The sequence below is a fragment of the Sulfitobacter sp. UBA1132 genome (assembly GCF_002311545.1).
Classification (GTDB): domain Bacteria; phylum Pseudomonadota; class Alphaproteobacteria; order Rhodobacterales; family Rhodobacteraceae; genus Sulfitobacter; species Sulfitobacter pontiacus.
Genome location: NZ_DCAN01000011.1, coordinates 423,847 through 441,231, shown reverse-complemented (window position 1 = coordinate 441,231; position 17,385 = coordinate 423,847). Strand labels below are relative to the sequence as shown.

The following is a 17,385-nucleotide window of genomic DNA, read 5'->3' as shown; positions in this document are numbered from 1 at the left end:
GCGGCAGTTAAGCATGTCCCGGCAATCTAGGGGGAACGCATGGCCATCACCACCACGAAATCGGCCTTTCGAAAAGGTCTTGCCGACGCCGCACCCTTTGTTCTGGTGATCATCCCCTTTGCGTCCCTGTTTGGCATCCTCGCCACCGAGGCAGGATTGAACGTATTCGAAACGCTCGCCTTTTCGGTTGTGGTCATTGCGGGGGCAGCACAGTTCACCGCGTTGCAACTGATGCAGGAACATGCCCCGACGGCAATCGTGCTGGCCTCTGCGCTGGCGGTGAACCTGCGGATGGCGATGTATTCCGCGTCGCTGACCCCTTACATCGGCTCCGCCCCGCTGTGGCAACGCGCGCTGGCGGCCTATCTGACGGTCGACCAATCCTATGTCTGCGCGATGGCGCAGTACGAAAAACAGCCCGATATGACGATTCCGCAGCGGATGGCGTATTTCTTTGGCTGTGTGACCCCGATTGTGCCGCTGTGGTATTTGTTCACGCTGGTGGGGGCGATGGTGGGCGCGCAGATCCCCGAAAGCTGGGCGCTGGACTTTGCGCTGCCGATCACCTTTCTGGCCATGATCGCGCCGATGTTCCGCACGCCGGCCCATGTGGTCGCGGCGCTGGTCGCCTCTGTCGCGGGGCTGCTGACGGCGGGAGTGCCCTATTCGCTGGGGCTGATCATCGCGGGGCTTGCGGGGATGATGGCCGGTGCGCAGACAGAGCTTTGGCTGGACCGGCGCCAGCCCCAACACCCTGAACAGGACGCGGTATAATGGATCATATCAACACCGGCACACTTTGGTTCGTGATCATCGCCCTTGGCATCGGCAGCTTCGGGCTGCGCTTTGTCTTTACCGGATTGGTTGGCGACCGCGAGATGCCCGCATGGCTGCTGCGGCACCTGCGCTATACGGCGGTGGCGATCCTGCCCGCGCTTGTGGCTCCGCAGGTGATCTGGCCCGCAGCCACGGACGGGCAGCTTGACCTGCCGCGCATGGCGGCAGCGGCTGCGGCCCTGACAATCGGGGTGATCACCAAAAACGTGCTGCTCGCCATCATCAGCGGTGCAGCAACGCTTTACAGTCTGCTTTGGTTACTGGGCTAGAAGCGACGCCCGCACCGCGTCGATCACATCGCCTTCGTCATTCTCGTAGTATTTTGTCGTCGTGACACCGGGCAAGCTGGCGAACTGTTCGCTGAGCTTGGCCGGATAGAAGGTCTTGGAGATGCTTTCGAACCCTTGGACCTGCGACAGAATGCCCGAGGTCGCATTGGCGCAGAACGCCCCTGCTACCGTGCCGTTCGACATCACAAGCTGCAAGATCTGTTCCGCCTGCGCGTCCGTCACCTGAAGTTCCTGGCTGACAACATGGTAGGTGCTGCGTGCGTGCGAGGATTTGTAGCCTTGAATCCACTTGGGTGTCATACCGTAAAGCACGTCGCCGCGTTCAATCACGCGCGGATCGCGGAAGGAACCGGCAGGGTCAAAGATCACCTGCTGCGAGCCATTGACCACCAGCGCCGTATGGCCGCCGCTGCCGGTGCGGTTGTTGATCATCGTCATCAACGTGATGGATCGCGGCCCCGGTGCCACATAGGCGGCCGCCGCGACTTCTGCCGGTGTGTTATCAATCCCGGTATCATTCGCACAGGCCGCAAGCAGCCCGACGCAGGCCAAAGCCATCCAAACACGCATAGAAATATCCTGTCGGTTAGGTTTGCCCGCCTTAGCGCGCGAAGATCGCCATAAAGACCAGAATGGCAATAATCACGATGCTCGACCATTTGACGAAGTTCATGAAGCTGTCAAAAGTCTTCTCGTGCGTGCTGGTGTCCATCGAGCCGTGTTCATGTTTGGCCATTTGCGCGATCCTTGTCTTAACGTGCGTATGATTTGAACTGGGGAATACTGTATTCATCTGCCTATGTCACGGCATCAAAATGCGCGGGATCAGGTGTTTTCGCCTGTCTGTGCCGGCTCTTGCGTCTCAAGGTCTTGTGCCAAGCGGAAACCGATACGATTCGCTGGGGCTTCCTGCACCGCTTTGGGCAGCGCACGCAGGGCGACATTTAACTGGGTGACATGCTGCACCAGCTGCATCCGTGCCCCCGCGTTGTCCTTGCCGTAAAAGGTCACGATGTCCGGATCGAAATAGCCCATACCCTCGATCCGCAGCACACCGGCGTCACCGCCTGCGAACCCCATCGCGACCTCGTGGTCGCCATCCAGCTGCTCTTCGAAATTTCTAAGGTAAAGCACGACCCGCTCGTAGGCCCATTGCGCCGGTGATTTCTGCGCGGCGGGCTTTTGGGTCATCCCCTTGGGCACCGGCTGGTCAGAGGCATTGCGTCTGTCGGGGTCCGAATGCACCTCGTAGAGGCGCGGCAACGCGTCGGCCTCGATCGCTTCGGCCGCTGTCTTGATCTCGTTATCCATCGGTCAGCCCTTTGATTGATACACCCAAGCCCCATCCATCGCCCGCAAGCTGCGTGTGGCACGGCCCGTTTGGTAAAGATGGCTGAGATGGGCGACCGCTTCAACCAGCGCCAGACCGTATTCGCCTTCGCCGATGTTGCGCTTGAACAGGGTCGAGAAACACTCAGACGCCGACTTCGGCTCTGCAATCGCCTTTTCCAGACGGCGCAGGGCGCTGTGGTGATTCTCTATCAACTGGCGCATGCGGGTGGGCAGACCGGTGAAGGGCAGCTTGTGCCCGCCAAGCACCAGATGATCCTCGCGCGCCAGCAACGACAGACGGTCACAGGCCTCGATCCATTCGCCAATGGGGTCGGCCATGGGTTCGGTGGCATAGACCCCGACGTTAGGGCTGATGGACGACAGGATCTGATCGCCAGCTATCACCAGATTGTCATCACGGCTCCAGAAGGTGGCGTGTTCGGGGGCGTGCCCATTGCCCATATGCACGTCAAACACGCGCCCCCCGATGGTGATCTCGTCGCCCTGTTTGATCCGCGTAAAGCCAAGCGGCAGAGGCGAGACGATGTCGGCAAAGTTGAATGGCCGCTCGGAGGCGCGTTTGTCGTACAGCGCGGCGTCCATCCCCGACAGTTTGTAGAAAGCCAGCGTCTCGGCTGGCGGTGCCTCTTGTGGGTCCAGGGTCAGCATCCGCGCGGTCAACCACGCGGTGCGCGTCGTCACCAGCTCTGCCCCGTGTTCGGTCTGGAACCAGCCCGCCAACCCGATGTGATCGGGGTGGTGGTGGGTCACAATCACCCGCGACACCGGCTTGCCGCCCAAGGGCCCCGCGATCAGGTCCGTCCACAGCGCCTTGGACTTTTTCGACGCGAACCCCGTGTCGATGATCGTCCAGCTGTCGCCTTCGTCAAAGGCATAGACGTTAACGTGATCCAGCTTCATCGGCAGCGGCAGACGCAGCCAAAGCACGCCGGGGGCGACCTCTATCGCCGCATCATGGGCGGGCGGCGTCTCCCAGGGGAAACGCAAACCGGTGGGTGCGGTATCAGGCATCAGGCGGCCAGTTCGTCAGCGGAAAGCGCGAAAAGATCGGCCTCGCCCGCTTGGGCATGGGCCAGCAGGCCAACGTGTTCCGGCAACAGACGCAGGATGTAGAACCGCGCCAGCTTTTCGCGTGGCCCGCCCTTGTCGGCCAGCGCCGCCTTGAGGTGCATATGCGCGCCAAGCACCCGTGCAAAGGCCCGCAGGTACGGCACCGCTCCGGCAAAACGCGTGTCCATGTTCGATTGCTCGGTCAGCCAGTCGGTCGCCTCGCGCAGGGTTTCCGATGCTTGCCACAGGGCATCCGTCATATTCGGAAAAACGTCGCGGGCGGCTTCGGCGTCTGCCTCGATCTCGTCCAGCAAACGGTTCGCGGCCTCGCCCCCGTCCATCATCTTGCGCGCGACCAGATCCATCGCCTGAATGCCATTGGTGCCTTCGTAAATCGCGGTCACACGGACGTCGCGGCTGTACTGCGCGGCACCGGTTTCTTCGATAAAGCCCATGCCACCGTGGACCTGAACGCCCATCTCAGCGACGGCTATGCCGGTGTCGGTGCCAAAAGCCTTGGCGATCGGGGTCAGGAAGGCCGCGCGGGCTTTCCACTCGGCCTGACCGGTGGCGTTTGTCATGTCGATGGCCTTGGCACAGCACAGCGCGATGGCGCGGGCTGCAAAGGTTTCGGCCTTCATCGTCATCAGCATGCGGCGCACATCGGCGTGGTCCACGATGGTGCCGGTGCCGTCAGGGCGCGATGTCTTGCCCTGTTTACGGTCCAGCGCATAGGCCAGCGCGTGCTGATAGGCCGCTTCGGCGATGCCGATGCCCTGCCCGCCGACGCCAAGCCGCGCGTTGTTCATCATTGTGAACATCGCCGCCATGCCGCCTTGCTCGGGCCCGACCAGCCAGCCGGTCGCCTTGTCATATTGCATCACGCATGTCGGAGACCCGTGAATCCCCAGCTTGTGCTCAAGGCTCACCACCTTGAGGCTATTGGCATTGCCAAGGCTGCCGTCGTCATTGGGCAGGTATTTCGGCACGAGGAACAGGCTGATGCCTTTGGTGCCCGCAGGCGCACCGGGCAGACGCGCCAGGACAAGGTGGCAGATGTTGCCGCCAAAGTCATTGTCGCCCCAGGTGATATAGACCTTCTGACCCGAGATCGCATAGGTGCCGTCGCCATTGTCTTCGGCCTTGGTCGCCAGTGCCCCCACGTCCGACCCCGCTTGCGGTTCGGTTAGGTTCATCGTGCCGGTCCATTCGCCGCTGATCAGCTTGGGCAGGTACAGCTCCTTGATCGCGTCGCTGGCGTGATGCTCAAGCGCTTCGATCTGGCCTTGGCTCATCAAGGGGGCAAGTTGCAGGGACAGGCAGGCGCCGCTCATCATTTCGTTGACGGCGGTCGTCAGGGTCATGGGCAGGCCCATGCCGCCGAATTCGGGGTCGGCCGACATGCCGATCCAGCCGCCTTCGGCCACGGCCTTGAACCCGTCGGCGAAACCGGGCGAGGTGCGCACGACGCCGTTTTCAAGCTTGGCGGGGGTCTGGTCGCCGGCGCGTTGCAGCGGGGCCAGAACGTCATTGGTCATCTTGCCCGCCTCTTCGAGGATCGCGCGGGTGACGTCTTCGCTGGCGTCCTCGAAGCGGTCGGTCTGACGCACAGCGTCCAGCCCTACGACATGATCAAACAGAAAGGCAAAATCTTCGACAGGGGCGCGATAGGGCATAGTTTTCCTCCATTAACGCGTTCGTCTGCTTGGCAAACCGAACAGCGACCTGATAAGCCCAAGGCGATACTCCGGGCTGTTGCGGCGAGAATGTCGCTCAAGCCTGCGCACCGCAACCCAAAACGCGGCGTCATCCCCCGTGAGAGAAGCCAATGACCGAGATTCTTCCAGCCGACCCTTCCGGCATTGCCCGCGCCGCCACCCTGCTGCAGCAAGGCGCATTGGTCGCGCTACCGACTGAAACGGTCTATGGTCTGGGGGCGGATGCGCGCAACGGGACGGCGGTCGCGGGCATCTACGAGGCCAAGGGGCGGCCCAGCTTCAACCCGCTGATCATCCATGTCGCCGATGTGGATCAGGCGCGGCGCTACGGGCGCTGGTCCGACACCGCCGAGATTTTGGCAAGCGCCTTCTGGCCCGGTCCGATGACACTCGTGCTGCCTCTGGCCGACGGGCACGGGCTATCGTCGCTGGTGACGGCGGGACTGGACAGCGTCGGCATCCGCGTGCCCGCGCACCCCACGGCCCGCGCCATTCTGCGTGCGCTTGGCGGTCCGGTGGCGGCCCCCTCGGCCAACCCCTCGGGCAAGATCAGCGCCACGACGGCGCAACATGTTCTGACGGGGCTTGGGGGGCGGATCGCCGCTGTGGTTGATGACGGCCCCTCCACGGTGGGCCTGGAAAGCACCATCATCGGCCTGAACCAGCCCCGCCCCACGTTGCTGCGCGCAGGCGGGCTGCCGTCGGAGGCGATAGAGGCAGCTCTTGGCGCACCGCTGGATGTGGCCGACGGGGCAGAGATTATCGCCCCGGGTCAGCTCGCCTCTCACTACGCGCCCCGTGCCAGCGTGCGTCTGAACGCCCAAACGGCGACGGATGGAGAGGTTTATCTTGGCTTTGGCGCAGCAAGCGGGAGCGGGCCGGATGACCTGACCCTATCGGCCAGTGGCGATCTGGTGGAAGCGGCAGCGCATCTGTTTGACCGACTGCACGCGCTTGACCGGCTGCGAAAACCGATTGCGGTGGCCCCGATCCCTGAAACCGGTCTGGGCCGTGCCATCAATGACCGTTTGCGCCGTGCGGCCGCACCGCGTTAGGGCTTTTGCCCCGCAGATCGTCGCAGGTCAGGCGCGCCCTGCTGTCGCGCTAAGCCCCAAAGGGTCCACGCCGATAGAGGTCAGCGCCGCTTCCCATTTGCGCGCATCGGGCAGGTCGAAGAGGATAGCGCTATCGCCTTGGCAGGTCAGCCAGCCGTTCTGGGCAATCTCAGCCTCTAGCTGGCCCGCGGCCCAACCGGCATAGCCCAGCATCAACATCGCCCGACGCGGCCCCTTGCCGCGGGCAATGTCTTCGAGGATGTCCAGCGTCGCTGTCATCGCCACCCCGTCCGCGATATCCGTCGTCTGCATCACGGACCGGTATTCGGCGCTGTGCAGGACAAAGCCGCGCTCTGTCTCGACGGGGCCACCCACATGCACCCCCAGTCCGGAAACATCGTCCATATCCACATCGCTGAGCCGGTCAAGCACATCGCCAAGCTTCAGATCAGCGGCAGGTTTATTGACGATCAACCCCATCGCGCCTTCGTCATCATGCGAGCAGATAAAGATCACCGAATGATCGAACCGAGGATCCCCCATGCCGGGCATCGCCACCAGAAGCTGGCCGGTCAGATCCATTTTCATGCTGTCGTCCTTATGCGTCATTACAATAGCATGACCTGCGCCCCTGCGGCTTTCAACCCCCGCGACTGCAACACATCATAATGCAAACGTGACTTGGCAAACCGGGGGCAGATGGCCCATGAAAGCGCCATGACCAGAAAAATTCTTGGCCTGATGGCCGCTGCCCTTATCGCCCCGCTGCCCGCTTCTGCAATGGAAGTGATCCACGGGGAAATCCTGCAAGGCTGGGTACTGCCCGATGGCAACCGTATGGCCGCGATCCGCATGACGGTGGAGCCGGGCTGGAAGACCTACTGGCGCGCGCCCGGTGACATGGGTATCCCGCCCAGCTTCGACTGGTCCGGCTCGCGCAACCTGTCGGCGGTGGCCGTGGAATGGCCTGCGCCCACGGTGTTCCGCGAACCCAATCTGACCACCATCGGATACAAGGATCAGGTCGTGTTGCCGCTGCGGATCAGCGTGCCCGAAAAAGGGGCCCCCGTCACGGTCCAGACCACCATTGATCTGGGCGTGTGCAGCGACATCTGCGTGCCCGCCTCGCTTGAGCTGAGCGGCGTGATCGACACCACCACAACCCGCGCCGATCCAGCGATTGCCGCCTCATTGGCGCAGCGCCCGTTTTCGGCGAAAGAGGCCCGCGTGAAAGACGTGACCTGCACCATCGGTATGGCAGGCGCGGACCTGACACTGGACGCCGCGATCACCCTTCCCCCCGCGGGCGGGCAAGAGCTGGTGGTGATCGAAACCGGCAACCCAGATCTTTGGGTCAGCGAGGCAGATACCACCCGCAAGGGCAACGTCCTACATGCGCGGGTGGACGTGGGCCACGTCAGCGGCGGCCCCGTGGCATTGAACCGGTCGCACATCCGCATGACGGTATTGGGCAGCAAGCAGGCCGTCGATATTGTGGGATGCAATGCGGGCTGATCACAGGGCCCGTTTGCGACGCGACAGCAGCAACGCCACCGCGCCGACGATATAGCCCACCAGCGCGATCAAAGCCGCCCCGGTCAGGAACAGCAGCAGCGCCGCGCTGCGCGGGGCCATCGCCCCGAGCTCAGGCAGCAGCTCGACCAGTGCGGGATGCAAGCCGCCTGTCACCGCAACCCACCCCAGCGTTGCCCCGCCCCACAGCACCACCAGCACCCACAGCGCCAGAATGCCGAGGCGCAGACCCCCTGCCCGAGCCCGCATGGCCCGACGCATCGCCCGGATCTGGCGACCGATATCATGCTGCGCCGCGACCAGCGCAGGCACGACCAGCAACACCAGAAACATGCCAAAACCCAAACCATAGACCAGCGTGATCACCGTGGGCTTCAGGAACTGCGCCTGCTGGCTTTGCTCATAAAGCAGCGGGGCCATGCCAAGGACCGTTGTCAGCGTGGTCAGCATCACCGGCCGCAACCGGTCCGCCGCGCCATCAATGATCGACGGGATCACCCCGCGGGTGGCTCCGTATTCGTCAATCGTGCCCACCAGAACAATGGAATCGTTGATGATGATCCCTGTCATCCCCAGCAGGCCCACGACCGTGAACATGCTCAGCGGCACCTCCCACAGGGCGTGCCCGTAGATTGTGCCGACCAGACCAAAGGGGATCACCGCCATCACCACCATGGGCCGCGTCCAACTGCCAAAAACCCAGGCGAGAACAAGGTAGATGCCCGTCAGCACAAGGATCAGGCCGGTCAGCGCATCCGACAGAAACGTGCCTTCCTGCTCGCTCAACCCGCCGATGCGGAAATCCACCTGCCGTTCAGAGGCGATGCGCGGCAGAATATCCTCGCGCAGGGCCGTCGTGATCTCGCTCGCGCGGGCGGGGTCATCCTCTGATATGTCGCCCGTGACTGAGATGAGCCGGATGCCATTCTCGCGACGGACCGTGCTGAAGCCTGTGCGCCGGTCCACGCTGACGATATCGGCCAGCGGCACATATTGCCCGTCCGGCGTGCGCATCTGCGTCCGTTCAAGGAAATCCGCCGTCAGCTCACCCTCGGGCAGTTCAACCCGGATTGTCGCCGATCGTGGACCGTCGGGATAGGTCGCCGCCTCGATCCCGCCCAGACGGTGGCGCAGCACCCGCCCCAAGGTATCAATCGTGAACCCAAGCGCCTGTCCTTGCGGCGTCAGATCAAGGATCAGCTCTTCCTTGTCGTAGGCCAGATTATCCTGCACCGCGCTGACTTCGGGATATTGCCGCAGGGCATCCTGCAGGTCCTGCGATGCGGCTTTCAACACCTGCGTGTCAGCGCCGTAGAACTGCACATCCAGCGCGTCCCCCCCGGGACCCGACCGCCAGCCGCGAAAGCTGACGGTTTCGGCAAGGGGATGATTGACCACCGCGTCTTGCAGTTCGGCGACAAAGGCGAAGCTGGAATAGGGGCGCAGATCGGCGTCGATCAGCTCGATCGAGATGCCGCCCAGCAGATCGGCGTCCTTGCTGTCGGCCCCGTCCAGACCACGCCCCGCATTGCCCCCGACCTGCGCGATCACATAGTCGATGGGGTTGGTGCCGTATTCCTCGGCGTATTGCGCGCCCAGCGCTTCTGTAGCGCGTTGCATTTCGCGCATCATCGCCAGCGTATCGGCGCGGGTGGCCCCTTCGGCCATGGCAAAATTACCCGTCACCGACCCGCGTTCCGGCGCATTGAAGAACCGCCATTGCACGTCACCCTGGATGAACAGCGCCACCTGCGAGGCCAGCACAGCGACCACACCGGCAAGCACCACATAGCGCGCGCGGATCACCCCCGCCATGAAGGGGCGGAACAGCCGTTCGCGCACCCAGAGAAACCCGCGATTGACCACTCGGCTGGGCAGGTCATACCACCGTTGCTTGGCCCCTGCTGCCATCGCATGGGCCATATGGTTCGGTAGGATCAGAAAACATTCAACCAGTGACGCGGCCAGCACGGCAATCACTGTGAGGGGGATATCGCCGATCAGACTGCCAAAGCGCCCGCCCACGGCAAGCAGACCGAAAAAAGCAATGATCGTTGTCATCGTTGCGGCAAAGACCGGCATCGCCATCCGCCGCGCCGCATTCTCTGCCGCTTGCATGGGGGGCTCGCCCAGCTCTTTGTGGCGATAGTCCGCGTGTTCGCCCACAACGATCGCATCATCAACCACGATGCCAAGCGTGATGATCAACCCGAACAAAGAGATCATATTGATCGTGATCCCCCCCGCATACATCAACGCAATCGCCGCGGCCATCGACGCAGGTATGCCCGCGGCCACCCAAAAGGCCGTGCGCGCATTAAGAAAGAGGAACAGCAACCCCACCACCAGTGCGAGCCCCATCAGCCCGTTATCAATCAGCAGGTCCAACCGCCCGGTGATCGCCTCGGCCCGCGTGCGGATCAGCTCTATCGTCACGCCCTTGGGAAGCATCACAGACATATCCGCCGCGACGCTTTCGACGCTATGCTGGATACCGATGGCATCCCCCCCGTCAGAGCGGTCAATACGCACAGAGATCGCGGGATCATCCCCCACGAAATACCCTACCTCTCGGTCGGAGCCCTGCTCGATCACCCGCGCCACGTCCCCGACCAGCAATGACGACCCGTCCGCATTGCTGCGCAACACGACGCGAGACAGGGCATCCGCGCTACGCTTCGCGGTGCCGGTGCGCACGCGCGCATTGGCACCTGTCACATCACCGGCGGGGTTGGCGTCCACCTCGGCCGCGATCACGGCGGCGATTTCGGCCATGGTGATGTCGTGACGGATCAGTCTGGTCGACGGCACCTCGATCAGGGTTTGCGGTGCCGCGACCCCCTGAATGGTGCTGCGCGTTACACCCGCCGCGAACAGCCGCGTGACGAATTCATCCGCGAAACGCCCCAGCTGTTCCGCGCTGATCGGGCCGGTGATCACGACATCGGTCACACGGTCGCGCCAGATACCACGCCGGACCACCGGATCTTCGGCATCTTCTGGCAGTGTGGTAACCGAATCCACCGCCGTTTGCACATCCGTCGCGGCGCGGGCCATGTCCCAATTGGGCTCGAACTCAAGCGAGACGGTCCCGCTGCCCTCACGCGAGGCAGCGGTGGAGCTTTCGACCCCTTCGACCGCCAGCAAGACCGGTTCAAGCACCTGAACGATGGCGCTGTCCACATCGTCGGCCCCCGCCCCCTCCCACACGGTAGTGACCGACACGCTGTCGATGATCACATCGGGAAAGAACTGCGCCCGCATATTCGGCGCAGCGGCCGCCCCGCAGACCAGCAGCACCACAAGCAGCAGGTTGGCTGCCGTCCGGTGACGGGTGAAATACGACAGGATCCCCCCTGCACGACCGGACATGCTGCGCGCCATCTCCCTAGCCTCCCATCCGGCTTTCAAGGCGTTCGATCATGCGCGCCGGCACCTGCGGCTCGGCCAGCTGCGCCAGCACGCGCGCCTTCGCCTCTTGGGGCATTCGGCTATTCCCCTCGATAAAGGCCACAAGCTTTGCCCGACGCTCCTCTGTCAGGGCGATCATGCTGGGGACATCTCCCTGCGCGGTCTCATCCGCCCCCGGACGCAACGGCTTTACCGCAATACCGGCCCCCAGCAGGGGCGACCGCGCCTCGACCACGTCGCGACCCTCGACCGGACCACGGACCAACACGTCGTCGCCCACGCGGCGCAGAACAGAAACCTGAATGCTTTCCAATCGGTTCTCCGCATCCAGCACCAAGACCGCCCCGGTGGCATCAAGGGCAGAGCTTGGCAGGCGGATCACATCGTCCAGCGCAGGTTCACGCACATGTACCGTCGCGAAATCCCCCGGTTTGAACCCCGGTGCCTGCGTCAACGCGGCAAAGATCAGACGCCCGCTGGCCCCCTCGCCCGCAGCGGCCCCCGCGCGGGTGATCTGGCCGCGGGCCTCAAGGTCCACGCCCGCGACATCAAGGCGCGCCGTAACCTCTGCCTTGATCAACCGGCCCTGCGCATCCAGCAGGCGCGCGTATTGCGCGGTCGAGATGCGAAAGGAAATCTCAAGATCATCTGGCGCGATCAGCTCTGCCAGCCTCTCGTTCGCAGAGACCAAGCGCCCCTCGACGACCGAGGTTTCGCTCAGCGCCCCATCAAACGGCGCGGTGATCGTGGTTTCCTTTAACGCACGCTGCGCATCCTCGAACGCAATTTGAGCGTTGGACAACAAGCGCACCGCGTTATCCACGCGCGCTTCTGTCTGGGTCACCACCTGTCGACGCGCAAGAACGGCCTGTCGTGCGCTTGAGGCAGCAAGCTCCGCCGTTTCTGTCGCCGTTGCGGTGCCGACACCGCGTTCGCCCAGATCACGCTGGCGGTCAAACGCGCGGGTGCGCAGCGCGGCCTGCTCTTCGGCGGCGGCAAGCTCGTCCAGTCCCAAAGCCAGCGCGCGGTCCGCATCGCGCCCCTCAGCCTCTGCATCGCGTACGGCACTTTGCGCCCGCGCGACCTCGGCCAAAGCATCCGACCGGTCAAGGCGCACCAGAACCTGACCCGCCGTGACCTGCCCGCCCTCTTCGAAGTCCGGTGCCAGCTCGACCACGCGCCCGCCAACGGCCGCACGCAGCTCTAGCGTGCGGCGGCTTTGCACCGCGCCAAAACTTTGCAGGATCGGCACTTCGGTCCCAGACTGCGCACGCACCACATTGACCGAGAATACCCGTTCTCGCGGGACGCGCTCGGGCGGCGTGTCGGTCAGACGCTGCTGAACCGCCCCGCCAATGAGGTCCGCCGCAAGCACCAGAAACCCCAATGTCGCCGCTGCCAGAAACAACCCGATCATGCTTTGCCGTAGAAAACGCATCTTGCCCCGATCCTATTTCGTCCGTGCCAGCTTACCCCGCAGGCCTGCAGAACAAAATCACAGTTGTGACAGCCACGCACGGCTTATCAGACGCATCACGATGTACGGCGGGGGAATTGGATTAAATCCATCGCCGCAGCCGCTATTTCCGGCGCTGGTGTTCATCCAGACGCGGCATGATCTCAACGAAGTTGCAAGGCTTGTGCCGATAGTCGAGCTGTTTGATCAAAATCTCGTCCCACGCATCTTTGCACGCCCCCGGAGACCCGGGCAGCGCAAAGAGATACGTCCCCTGAGCGACGCCAGCGGTGGCCCGGCTTTGCACCGCCGAGGTGCCGATCTTTTGCATGGATACGATCGTGAACACGGTGCCGAATGCATCGATCTCTTTCTCGTAGACATCGCGATGTGCCTCGACTGTAACATCGCGCCCCGTCAGCCCTGTGCCCCCCGTGCTGATCACCACGTCAATCTCAGGGTCGGCACACCAGTCGCGCAACTGGTCGGCAATCTCGCCCCGCTCATCGCGGATGATGCTGCGTGCCGCGAGGAAATGCCCCGCTTCGGCGATGCGCGCGACCAAGACATCGCCTGACCTGTCTTCGGCCAAACCGCGGGTATCGGATACTGTCAGCACCGCGATCCGCACGGGGATAAAATCAATCGTCTCGTCAATCCGGCTCATGTCCGCTCCAATACTGCAAGACGTGCGGCGAGGGCCACGAAAATACCGCTGCTGATCCAGCGCAGCGCCTGCCCGCCCCCCACCATCCGGCGGCCCAGACCACTGGCAAATACACCGACCAAGGCGTTGATGATCAACCCGCCAAGGGACAGCACCGCCCCCAGCATCAGAAACTGCAGCAAAACCGGCCCCGCTTCTGGCACGACGAACTGCGGGACAAAGGCCAGCACGAAAAGGATCACCTTGGGGTTCGTCAGGTTCACGATCAAACCGCTGCGAAACGCGGATTTCGGCGCAGGCACGGGATTTGCGGCCGCGCCGCTGCTACGCCAGGTCTGCACGGCCAGCCACAAAAGATAGCCAACCCCGATCCAGCGGATCACATCAAAGGCCCACGGCAGGGCCGCCACCACCGCACCAAGGCCAAGCCCTGCCAAGGTCACATGCACCATACCGCCAAGGGCGACCCCCGCACTGGCCGCAACCGAGGCGCGCGGACCAAAGCGCATGCCCTGCCCCAGACAAAACATCATATCCGCGCCCGGTGTCAGGTTCAGCGCCAGGGCGGCGGGCACAAAGGCCAGCAATGTGAGGGGATCAACCATGCGTCAATTTCGCTTTCAGTGAGAGTAAATCGGCCCAGGCCTCGCGTTTGAACTCGGGGCTGCGCAGCAGATAGGCGGGGTGGAACATGGGCAATGCGGGCAACCCCTCGGCTTGCGTCCACTGACCGCGCAAGCGGGTGATGCCACGTTTGCCCAGCAACGCCTGCGCGGACCAATTGCCAACGATGACCAACACCTCGGGCTTGGCCAAAGCGATATGCCGCGCCAGAAATGGCTTCATCATCGCGATTTCATCCGGCTTCGGATCGCGGTTCTGCGGCGGCCGCCAGGGCAAGACATTGGTGATATAGACAGGCGACGTCTGGTGATGGCGCCCCATGTCGATGGCCGCGAGCATCTTGTCCAGCAACACGCCGGCACGCCCGACAAAGGGCCGGCCCTCGCGGTCTTCGTCCCGCCCTGGTGCCTCGCCCACGATCATCACCCGTGCCCCCGGCGTCCCGTCCGAGAAAACCATTTTGCGCGCGCCGCGTTTCAGCTCGCAATGCTCGAAGGCGGCCATGGCGGCACGCAATTCATCCAGCGTCGCAGCCCCAGCCGCGGCCAGTGTCGCCTCTGCCACCACATCCGGCCCTTGGGCAGCCAAAGGCACTGGTCCGCTCTTGCCCTTTTGCGCCTTCGGCTTCTCGACCGCGGCGGGCACCTCGTAACGGTTCACCGGCGCATCGCAAATCGCCTCGGTCGCGCCAAGTTCGATCTGCCAATGCAAAAGCGCAAGCGCCTGATGATAATCCACTGATTCCATGCGCCCAACTTACGCGCTGGTGTCGGCAATAAAAATGCCAACTTCCAAATGGTCTTAAATCCAACGCGGCCCCCACGGCCGGATGCCCCCGCCCGACGACTTGCCCCGCCCTGCGCCGCCGCCTATAACGCCAAAAATAACGTGGGGTCCCCCGTCATGAGTTTCGCACACCGCCATCTTCTGGGCATTGAACACCTGTCCCAGGACGACATCACAACCCTGCTTGATCTGGCCGACAGCTATGCCGATCTGAACCGCCAGCCCCATAAACACAGCGACGCGCTGAGCGGGCTGACACAGATCAATATGTTCTTCGAAAACTCCACCCGGACGCAGGCGAGCTTCGAGATCGCGGGCAAGCGGTTGGGTGCGGATGTGATGAATATGGCGATGCAGGCGTCCTCGATCAAAAAGGGCGAAACCCTGATTGATACGGCGATGACGCTGAACGCCATGCACCCCGATCTGCTGGTGGTCCGCCATCCGCAATCCGGTGCCGTCGATCTTCTGGCACAGAAGGTGAACTGCGCGGTGCTCAATGCGGGCGACGGGCGGCATGAACACCCTACGCAAGCACTGCTGGACGCGCTGACGATCCGCCGCGCCAAGGGCCGCTTGCATCGCCTGTCCATCGCCATCTGCGGCGACATTGCCCATAGTCGCGTGGCACGGTCCAACATCATGCTGCTTGGCAAGATGGAGAACCGCATCCGCCTTATCGCGCCGCCGACGCTGATGCCCGCGCAAATCGGTGAATTCGGCGTCGAAGTCTTCGATGATATGGAAGAAGGGCTGAAAGACGTTGATGTTGTGATGATGCTCCGCTTGCAAAAAGAACGCATGGATGGCGGCTTTATCCCCAGCGAACGCGAGTATTATCACAGATATGGGCTGGACGCCGAAAAACTGGCCCATGCCAAGCCCGATGCCATCGTGATGCACCCCGGCCCGATGAACCGCGGGGTAGAGATCGACGGAACGCTCGCCGATGACATCAACCGCAGCGTCATTCAGGATCAGGTAGAGATGGGCGTCGCCGTGCGCATGGCCGCGATGGACCTGCTGGCGCGCAACCTTGTCGACAGCCGCAAGGCCACCGCATGACCGCAGCCCCGCCCGAAGAACGTGACCTGCTGCACTGGCGTATCTCGCCGCGGGCGTTCTTTTGGCGATGCGTGGCGCTGGCGGTGCTGACCATGTTGTTCACACTGCCCTTGCTCATCTGGCTGGACCCGTTCACGTGGCTGCTTGCCTCGGTCCTGATTGCGGTGTTCTACATGTGGGTGTTTGAGGAATTCCAGATCTGGTTCAGCAACCGCAATACCGTCTGGCGGCTGACCAACCGTGCGCTCTACATCAACTCCCCCGATACGGCGGAGCCGCTGGTCCTGCCGTTGACCGACATCCGGTCGATCGGGAAACTGTCCTTGTGGTCGATCAGTCTTGGCCTGCCCGACGGCCAGCGGATCACCTTGCCGCTGGTGCCGAACCGGGCAGAGACCAAGGCCCGCCTTGCCCAAGCGATAGAGGCTGCGTCATGAGCGATCGTTTTTGGCAAGACCTGCTTGAACCCGAAGAAGAGCTGCTCTGGACGGGCCGCCCCCGCCCCAAGCTGTCGCTGCGCAATTTTCAGCTGTTCGGCCCCTTTGTCGGGGCCATTGGCACCGTGGTCGCGGGGGCATTTGTGCTGCGAGGCAACACCCTGCCCGTGTCGCAATCGGTCGTGGTGGCGGTGATCGTCGCGCTGGTGGCGCTGTCGTTGCTGCGCGGAATGAAACGCCTGACCGACCTGCGCCGCACCCGCTATGCGCTGACCAACCACCGCGCCCTGTTTTTCAAACTGACCCGCGACGGCACCCGTGCCAAAGCTTTCCCCCGCAGCGCCGAGACGAAACCCGATCTGCGCCCGACCAGCCCGCCGTCGGTTTTCTTTATCCGGCATGAACAGCCGGGCAATCCGGCACGCGCCGCGCATCTAGGATTTGAATATGTCGAAGACAGCGACAGATTAAGTGCATTGATGGTAACCCCGTACAAAGGTGCAACACGATGACACAACTCGAAATCCCCAAGGGCGAGATCGGCCAGATCCGCCTGTTTGCCGTGAACCGCCCGATTGACGAATTGGCCCGCGACCTGCGCAACGACAGTAAAGAGGCGCTGATTGCTGATCTGCTGGGCCGCCCTATGCCCGAAGGCGCGGCCGAACTGTTCCCCGTGTCCGATCTGACCGGCGTGGGTCTCGCCTCCTATCTGGGTGATGGCTATGCGGTGCCGCGTGAACAGATCAGCCGCGACCGCGCGCGGTTGGATGCGCTGGACGGCTATGTATTGCTGCTGTTCTCCTCGGCCTTTGACGGGCAGGAAGCGACGCTGGACCTTGGCCCCGAACTGACGATGATCGGCACCTATGGCGAGGCGCAGCCCGATATGTCCGTCACCCCGCTTGAGGCTGACTCTGCACAGCCCTACACCGGTGCCGCGGATATGACCCCGAAATCCCCGCCCAAGGGCGGCGCCGGCGGTATGATCGTGCTTTTAGCGGTGATCGTGCTGATTGGTCTTATTCTATGGTGGCTGCTTTGAAAGAACCCAAACCCGATCCCAAGATGTCCGGCCGTATCGCCATGATTGCCCTGCTTGT

Annotated in this window: 19 protein-coding genes; 8 read left to right on the top strand and 11 right to left on the bottom strand. The window is 63.0% G+C overall.

All coding sequences use genetic code 11. The annotated features are described in order from the left end of the window. The first annotated feature begins 39 nt into the window (after positions 1–39). Positions 40–774 (top strand): AzlC family ABC transporter permease, encoded by a 735-nt coding sequence (locus B4F27_RS09780; protein ID WP_286759556.1) that lies wholly within the window; start codon positions 40–42, stop codon positions 772–774. Continuing rightward, positions 774–1,106, top strand: coding sequence for an AzlD domain-containing protein (locus B4F27_RS09775; RefSeq protein WP_009825231.1), 333 nt, complete (start codon positions 774–776; stop codon positions 1,104–1,106). The genes B4F27_RS09780 and B4F27_RS09775 overlap by 1 nt, the downstream gene beginning before the upstream one ends. Here the strand turns inward: B4F27_RS09775 and B4F27_RS09770 are convergent. The 5 genes from B4F27_RS09770 to B4F27_RS09750 form a co-directional block, all read right to left on the bottom strand. Beyond that, positions 1,095–1,697: a hypothetical protein gene (locus B4F27_RS09770; RefSeq protein WP_286759555.1), complete on the bottom strand. Its 603-nt coding sequence runs from the start codon at positions 1,695–1,697 to the stop codon at positions 1,095–1,097. The two genes, B4F27_RS09775 and B4F27_RS09770, sit on opposite strands and share 12 nt — an antisense overlap. Positions 1,698–1,728: 31 nt before the next feature. Continuing rightward, positions 1,729–1,863 (bottom strand): aa3-type cytochrome c oxidase subunit IV, encoded by a 135-nt coding sequence (locus B4F27_RS09765; protein ID WP_009825233.1) that lies wholly within the window; start codon positions 1,861–1,863, stop codon positions 1,729–1,731. 89 nt (positions 1,864–1,952) lie between these two features. Continuing rightward, on the bottom strand, positions 1,953–2,438 hold the full coding sequence (locus B4F27_RS09760) for a DUF6173 family protein (RefSeq protein ID WP_005849637.1): 486 nt from the start codon (positions 2,436–2,438) through the stop codon (positions 1,953–1,955). A gap of 3 nt (positions 2,439–2,441) precedes the next feature. Then, entirely contained in the window at positions 2,442–3,491 is a 1,050-nt protein-coding gene (locus B4F27_RS09755; RefSeq protein WP_286759554.1) for an MBL fold metallo-hydrolase, read from the bottom strand. After that, positions 3,491–5,206, bottom strand: a complete 1,716-nt coding sequence (locus B4F27_RS09750) for an acyl-CoA dehydrogenase (protein ID WP_286759553.1) — start codon at positions 5,204–5,206, stop codon at positions 3,491–3,493. Before B4F27_RS09750 ends, B4F27_RS09755 begins: the two co-directional genes overlap by 1 nt. A 152-nt stretch (positions 5,207–5,358) precedes the next feature. Between B4F27_RS09750 and B4F27_RS09745 the strand changes: the two genes are divergently transcribed. Continuing rightward, entirely contained in the window at positions 5,359–6,303 is a 945-nt protein-coding gene (locus B4F27_RS09745) for an L-threonylcarbamoyladenylate synthase (protein ID WP_286759552.1), read from the top strand. Between the two features lie 27 nt (positions 6,304–6,330). Here the strand turns inward: B4F27_RS09745 and B4F27_RS09740 are convergent, their stop codons facing one another. Further along, positions 6,331–6,891 (bottom strand): YqgE/AlgH family protein, encoded by a 561-nt coding sequence (locus B4F27_RS09740; protein ID WP_005849645.1) that lies wholly within the window; start codon positions 6,889–6,891, stop codon positions 6,331–6,333. 129 nt (positions 6,892–7,020) lie between these two features. On the opposite strand from B4F27_RS09740, the gene B4F27_RS09735 reads away from it, so the two are divergent. Beyond that, entirely contained in the window at positions 7,021–7,818 is a 798-nt protein-coding gene (locus tag B4F27_RS09735; protein ID WP_286759551.1) for a protein-disulfide reductase DsbD domain-containing protein, read from the top strand. Here B4F27_RS09735 and B4F27_RS09730 read toward each other — a convergent pair whose 3' ends face one another. The 5 genes from B4F27_RS09730 to B4F27_RS09710 all read right to left on the bottom strand — a co-directional run bounded on the left by B4F27_RS09730 (position 7,819) and on the right by B4F27_RS09710 (position 14,741). Next, the gene (locus B4F27_RS09730; protein WP_286759550.1) at positions 7,819–11,220 is read right to left on the bottom strand and encodes an efflux RND transporter permease subunit; all 3,402 of its coding nucleotides are present in this window, start codon (positions 11,218–11,220) and stop codon (positions 7,819–7,821) included. Between the two features lie 4 nt (positions 11,221–11,224). Beyond that, positions 11,225–12,685 carry an efflux RND transporter periplasmic adaptor subunit gene (locus B4F27_RS09725; protein WP_286759549.1) on the bottom strand — a complete coding sequence of 487 codons (1,461 nt, stop codon included), beginning with the start codon at positions 12,683–12,685 and terminating at the stop codon, positions 11,225–11,227. A gap of 142 nt (positions 12,686–12,827) precedes the next feature. Next, a complete protein-coding gene (gene moaB / locus B4F27_RS09720) occupies positions 12,828–13,370 on the bottom strand; it encodes a molybdenum cofactor biosynthesis protein B (protein ID WP_005849653.1) in 543 nt (180 codons plus the stop codon). Further along, on the bottom strand, positions 13,367–13,975 hold the full coding sequence (locus tag B4F27_RS09715) for a LysE family translocator (protein WP_037966025.1): 609 nt from the start codon (positions 13,973–13,975) through the stop codon (positions 13,367–13,369). The genes moaB and B4F27_RS09715 overlap by 4 nt, the downstream gene beginning before the upstream one ends. Next, on the bottom strand, positions 13,968–14,741 hold the full coding sequence (locus tag B4F27_RS09710) for a uracil-DNA glycosylase (protein WP_197145825.1): 774 nt from the start codon (positions 14,739–14,741) through the stop codon (positions 13,968–13,970). Before B4F27_RS09710 ends, B4F27_RS09715 begins: the two co-directional genes overlap by 8 nt. A 156-nt stretch (positions 14,742–14,897) precedes the next feature. On the opposite strand from B4F27_RS09710, the gene B4F27_RS09705 reads away from it, so the two are divergent. The 4 genes from B4F27_RS09705 to B4F27_RS09690 are packed head-to-tail and all read left to right on the top strand — an operon-like array spanning position 14,898 to position 17,327. After that, positions 14,898–15,845, top strand: coding sequence for an aspartate carbamoyltransferase catalytic subunit (locus B4F27_RS09705; RefSeq protein WP_009825243.1), 948 nt, complete (start codon positions 14,898–14,900; stop codon positions 15,843–15,845). Next, the gene (locus B4F27_RS09700; protein ID WP_286759548.1) at positions 15,842–16,282 is read left to right on the top strand and encodes a hypothetical protein; all 441 of its coding nucleotides are present in this window, start codon (positions 15,842–15,844) and stop codon (positions 16,280–16,282) included. Before B4F27_RS09705 ends, B4F27_RS09700 begins: the two co-directional genes overlap by 4 nt. Further along, complete coding sequence (locus tag B4F27_RS09695) at positions 16,279–16,794, top strand: hypothetical protein (RefSeq protein ID WP_005849663.1); 516 nt, start codon at positions 16,279–16,281, stop codon at positions 16,792–16,794. The genes B4F27_RS09700 and B4F27_RS09695 overlap by 4 nt, the downstream gene beginning before the upstream one ends. Beyond that, positions 16,791–17,327, top strand: coding sequence for a hypothetical protein (locus B4F27_RS09690; RefSeq protein ID WP_037944808.1), 537 nt, complete (start codon positions 16,791–16,793; stop codon positions 17,325–17,327). The genes B4F27_RS09695 and B4F27_RS09690 overlap by 4 nt, the downstream gene beginning before the upstream one ends. Positions 17,328–17,385: the final 58 nt, after the last annotated feature.